3 rRNA genes are annotated in these 5,717 nt (G+C 53.3%); all 3 read right to left on the bottom strand.

Annotated elements, in window-relative coordinates:
- Positions 1-52: 52 nt before the first annotated feature.
- A 5S ribosomal RNA gene (gene rrf, locus QCD70_RS18955) occupies positions 53-169 on the bottom strand.
- Positions 170-331: 162 nt separating this feature from the next.
- Positions 332-3,451, bottom strand: a 23S ribosomal RNA gene (locus tag QCD70_RS18950).
- Positions 3,452-3,931: 480 nt separating this feature from the next.
- Positions 3,932-5,455: ribosomal RNA gene (locus QCD70_RS18945) — 16S ribosomal RNA — on the bottom strand.
- The 16S, 23S and 5S rRNA genes sit together here, the layout of an rRNA operon.
- Positions 5,456-5,717: the final 262 nt, after the last annotated feature.

Below are 5,717 nucleotides of genomic sequence, written 5' to 3'. Positions count from 1 at the left end.
CGTTAACGCGAAATGGCCACCCCGGTGTGGGGTGGCCATTCGTGTAATAGGAGTCCGGCGGTGTCCTACTCTCCCACAAGGTCCCCCTTGCAGTACCATCGGCGCAGAGAGTCTTAGCTTCCGGGTTCGGAATGTGACCGGGCGTTTCCCTCTCGCTATGGCCGCCGAAACACTAGAGATGTCACTATCTAGAAGTTTCAAACAGACACAACGCCCATCATGAGAGATGGGTGTTGGTGTGTTTGGTTCTCGACCGTACATCGAGAACCACATAGTGGACGCAAGCAGTGTGTGCTCTGAATAAACAGAGCCGTTTCGCAAAATTTTGGGTGTTATCAAGTTATCGACTTATTAGTACAGGTCAGCTCCGTAGGTCTTTAGTCCCTACTTCCACATCCTGCCTATCAACCCAGTAGTCTAGCTGGGAGTCTCTCACCATAAATGGTATGGAAATCTCATCTTGAGAACGGCTTCCCGCTTAGATGCTTTCAGCGGTTATCCAGTCCGAACGTAGCTAATCAGCGGTGCTCCTGGCGGAACAACTGACACACCAGAGGTTCGTCCAACCCGGTCCTCTCGTACTAGGGTCAGATTCTCTCAAATTTCCTGCGCGCGCAGAGGATAGGGACCGAACTGTCTCACGACGTTCTAAACCCAGCTCGCGTACCGCTTTAATGGGCGAACAGCCCAACCCTTGGGACCTACTCCAGCCCCAGGATGCGACGAGCCGACATCGAGGTGCCAAACCATGCCGTCGATATGGACTCTTGGGCAAGATCAGCCTGTTATCCCCGAGGTACCTTTTATCCGTTGAGCGACAGCGCTTCCACAAGCCACTGCCGGATCACTAGTCCCGACTTTCGTCCCTGCTCGACTTGTCAGTCTCACAGTCAAGCTCCCTTGTGCACTTACACTCGACACCTGATTACCAACCAGGTTGAGGGAACCTTTGGGCGCCTCCGTTACTTTTTGGGAGGCAACCGCCCCAGTTAAACTACCCATCAGGCACTGTCCCAGAACCCGATTAGGGTTCGTAGTTAGATATCCAGAGTGACCAGAGTGGTATTTCAACAATGACTCCACCTGAACTAGCGTCCAAGCTTCACAGTCTCCCACCTATCCTACACAAGCCACACCGAACACCAATACCAAACTGTAGTAAAGGTCACGGGGTCTTTCCGTCCTTCTGCGCGTAACGAGCATCTTTACTCGTAGTGCAATTTCGCCGAGTTCGCGGTTGAGACAGCTGGGAAGTCGTTACGCCATTCGTGCAGGTCGGAACTTACCCGACAAGGAATTTCGCTACCTTAGGATGGTTATAGTTACCACCGCCGTTTACTGGGGCTTAAATTCTCAGCTTCGCCTTGCGGCTAACCGTTCCTCTTAACCTTCCAGCACCGGGCAGGCGTCAGTCCGTATACATCGTCTTGCGACTTGGCACGGACCTGTGTTTTTAGTAAACAGTCGCTTCCCACTGGTCTCTGCGGCCCTATCCCGCTCCAGGAGTAAATCCCTTCACAGGTCAGGCCCCCCTTCTCCCGAAGTTACGGGGGCATTTTGCCGAGTTCCTTAACCACGATTCTCTCGATCTCCTTAGTATTCTCTACCTGAACACCTGAGTCGGTTTGGGGTACGGGTGACTAAAACCTCGCGTCGATGCTTTTCTTGGCAGCATAGGATCACTGATTTCGTCCGTGAGGACTACCCATCGGGTCTCAGGCCATATAGAAGACGGATTTGCCTATCTTCTGCCCTACATCCTTAGACCGGGACAACCATCGCCCGGCTCAGCTACCTTCCTGCGTCACACCTGTTAATACGCTAAACGCACCAGCATAGGGTCGTACGCTAGGCCCCAACCGTCACCCCGAAGGGATCAGTGATGGGGATTCAGATACTTAGCATTACTGGATTATCTTGGGCGGTTTTTCGTCAGTACGGGAATATCAACCCGTTGTCCATCGACTACGCCTGTCGGCCTCGCCTTAGGTCCCGACTTACCCAGGGCGGATTAACCTGGCCCTGGAACCCTTGTTCTTTCGGAGGACGGGTTTCTCACCCGTCTTTCGCTACTCATGCCTGCATTCTCACTCGTGTGGCCTCCACGGCTGGTTTACACCGCCGCTTCGCTGGCCACACGACGCTCTCCTACCCATCCATACGCCTGGACCCACAAGGGGCCGGGCAAAAATATAAATGCCACAACTTCGGTGGCGTGCTTGAGCCCCGTTACATTGTCGGCGCGGAATCACTTGACCAGTGAGCTATTACGCACTCTTTCAAGGGTGGCTGCTTCTAAGCCAACCTCCTGGTTGTCTGTGCAACTCCACATCCTTTCCCACTTAGCACGCGCTTTGGGACCTTAGTTGGTGGTCTGGGTTGTTTCCCTCTCGACGATGAAGCTTATCCCCCACCGTCTCACTGCTGCGCTCTCACTTACCGGCATTCGGAGTTTGGCTAACGTCAGTAACCTTTTGGGGCCCATCGGCTATCCAGTAGCTCTACCTCCGGCAAGAAACACGCAACGCTGCACCTAAATGCATTTCGGAGAGAACCAGCTATCACGAAGTTTGATTGGCCTTTCACCCCTATCCACAGCTCATCCCCTCCATTTTCAACTGAAGTGGGTTCGGTCCTCCACGACGTCTTACCGTCGCTTCAACCTGGCCATGGATAGATCACTTCGCTTCGGGTCTAGAACCAGCGACTAAAACGCCCTATTAAGACTCGCTTTCGCTACGCATTCCCCTCACGGGTTAAGCTCGCCACTGATCACTAACTCGCAGGCTCATTCTTCAAAAGGCACGCTGTCACCCCTACAAGGAGGCTCCAACGGTTTGTAAGCAAACGGTTTCAGGTACTATTTCACTCCCCTCCCGGGGTACTTTTCACCTTTCCCTCACGGTACTTGTTCACTATCGGTCATCTGGGAGTATTTAGGCTTATCAGGTGGTCCTGACAGATTCACACGGGATTTCTCGGGCCCCGTGATACTTGGGATACTCTTCGAGCCATAACTTCATTTCGACTACCGGGCTGGCACCGTCTATGGCAGGGCTTTCAATCCCTTTCGTCTATAAAGCGCTGTAACTCTCACTGTTCGGCAGAAGCAGCAGAAAAGTCCCACAACCCCGACCATGCAACGCCTGCCGGCTATCACACATGATCGGTTTAGCCTCTTCCGGGTTCGCTCGCCACTACTAACGGAATCACTATTGTTTTCTCTTCCTGAGGGTACTGAGATGTTTCACTTCCCCCCGTTCCCTCTACCCGCCCTATATATTCAGGCGGGAGTCACCAGGTCACCCAAAGGGCCTGGCGGGGTTTCCCCATTCGGAAATCCTCGGATCACAGCTCTATTATCAGCTCCCCGAGGCTTATCGCAGATTTATACGTCCTTCTTCGGCTCCAGATGCCAAGGCATTCACCGTTTGCTCTTAAAAACTTGACAAACAAAATTGCAAAAAGACCAATGCTTACCACCAGAAACCGAAGTCCCCGGTGATGTCATTGATACACATAACACAACACGCACCACGTCAGACAGAACCGAAGTCCTGACCTATTTGATACGAGCGTGTAGATGCTCGCGTCCACTGTGTAGTTCTCAAAGTACGGGCGGTATCCTCCCCCACCCACACACCCCAAACGAGGCATTCATGTGAGCAGGACCAGGATCCAGAAGGCAGTCCACCCACTCCTTACGGAACAGATGGCCCGGTCCTTCAGGACCCAACAGCGTGCACAAAACCTACTTCACACCAGAACCCCCGTTCCGAACTCCCGAAGGAGTTGTACTGACGAGCTCTTTAGCTTTTCGATTTCCTAAGTCAATGTTCCACCCATGAGCGCCACCGGAAAACATATGTTTCCGAAATGGCTACGAGGTTTACTAGCCCTGTATACAGAGGCATCCTCGAGTGCTCCTTAGAAAGGAGGTGATCCAGCCGCACCTTCCGGTACGGCTACCTTGTTACGACTTAGTCCTAATCACCGATCCCACCTTAGACAGCTCCCTCCCACAAGGGGTTAGGCCACTGGCGTTGGGTGTTACCGACTTTCATGACTTGACGGGCGGTGTGTACAAGGCCCGGGAACGTATTCACCGCAGCGTTGCTGATCTGCGATTACTAGCGACTCCGACTTCATGAGGTCGAGTTGCAGACCTCAATCCGAACTGAGACCGGCTTTTTGGGATTCGCTCCACCTTACGGTATTGCAGCCCTTTGTACCGGCCATTGTAGCATGCGTGAAGCCCAAGACATAAGGGGCATGATGATTTGACGTCATCCCCACCTTCCTCCGAGTTGACCCCGGCAGTCTCCTATGAGTTCCCACCATAACGTGCTGGCAACATAGAACGAGGGTTGCGCTCGTTGCGGGACTTAACCCAACATCTCACGACACGAGCTGACGACAACCATGCACCACCTGTTTACGAGTGTCCAAAGAGTTGACCATTTCTGGCCCGTTCTCGTATATGTCAAGCCTTGGTAAGGTTCTTCGCGTTGCATCGAATTAATCCGCATGCTCCGCCGCTTGTGCGGGCCCCCGTCAATTCCTTTGAGTTTTAGCCTTGCGGCCGTACTCCCCAGGCGGGGAACTTAATGCGTTAGCTGCGACACGGAGACCGTGGAATGGCCCCCACATCTAGTTCCCAACGTTTACGGCATGGACTACCAGGGTATCTAATCCTGTTCGCTCCCCATGCTTTCGCTCCTCAGCGTCAGTTACGGCCCAGAGATCTGCCTTCGCCATCGGTGTTCCTCCTGATATCTGCGCATTCCACCGCTACACCAGGAATTCCAATCTCCCCTACCGCACTCTAGTCTGCCCGTACCCACTGCAGGCTGGAGGTTGAGCCTCCAGTTTTCACAGCAGACGCGACAAACCGCCTACGAGCTCTTTACGCCCAATAATTCCGGACAACGCTTGCACCCTACGTATTACCGCGGCTGCTGGCACGTAGTTAGCCGGTGCTTTTTCTGCAGGTACCGTCACTTTCGCTTCTTCCCTACTAAAAGAGGTTTACAACCCGAAGGCCGTCGTCCCTCACGCGGCGTTGCTGCATCAGGCTTTCGCCCATTGTGCAATATTCCCCACTGCTGCCTCCCGTAGGAGTCTGGGCCGTGTCTCAGTCCCAGTGTGGCCGGTCACCCTCTCAGGCCGGCTACCCGTCGTAGGCTTGGTGAGCCATTACCTCACCAACAACCTGATAGGCCGCGAGTCCATCCTTGACCAAAATTCTTTCCACAACCAGACCATGCGGCCAGCTGAAATATCCGGTATTAGACACCGTTTCCAGTGCTTATCCCAGAGTCAAGGGCAGGTTACTCACGTGTTACTCACCCGTTCGCCACTAATCCACCCAGCAAGCTGGGCTTCATCGTTCGACTTGCATGTGTTAAGCACGCCGCCAGCGTTCGTCCTGAGCCAGGATCAAACTCTCCGTAAATGATTACGCACAACCCAGTAACCGGAATAGGTCCACCAGAGTTGCAAGTTTGAAACTGACAGAACAAATCATTACTGACTTGCTTTGTATGTTTATATCTATTTCCAAAGGAATCCCAAACAACCATCAAACGATGACTGCCCGGGGTATTTGGCATTTGACTTAGTGCACGCTGTTGAGTTCTCAAGGATCGGACGCACCCGACATCAACCACACCAACCGGCACAGCATCACATCGAGGCAACTTCTCAAACCTAGACCC

The sequence above is a fragment of the Agreia sp. PsM10 genome (assembly GCF_030433855.1).
GTDB lineage: Bacteria > Actinomycetota > Actinomycetes > Actinomycetales > Microbacteriaceae > Agreia.
This window is presented reverse-complemented; position numbering and strand designations above follow the sequence as displayed.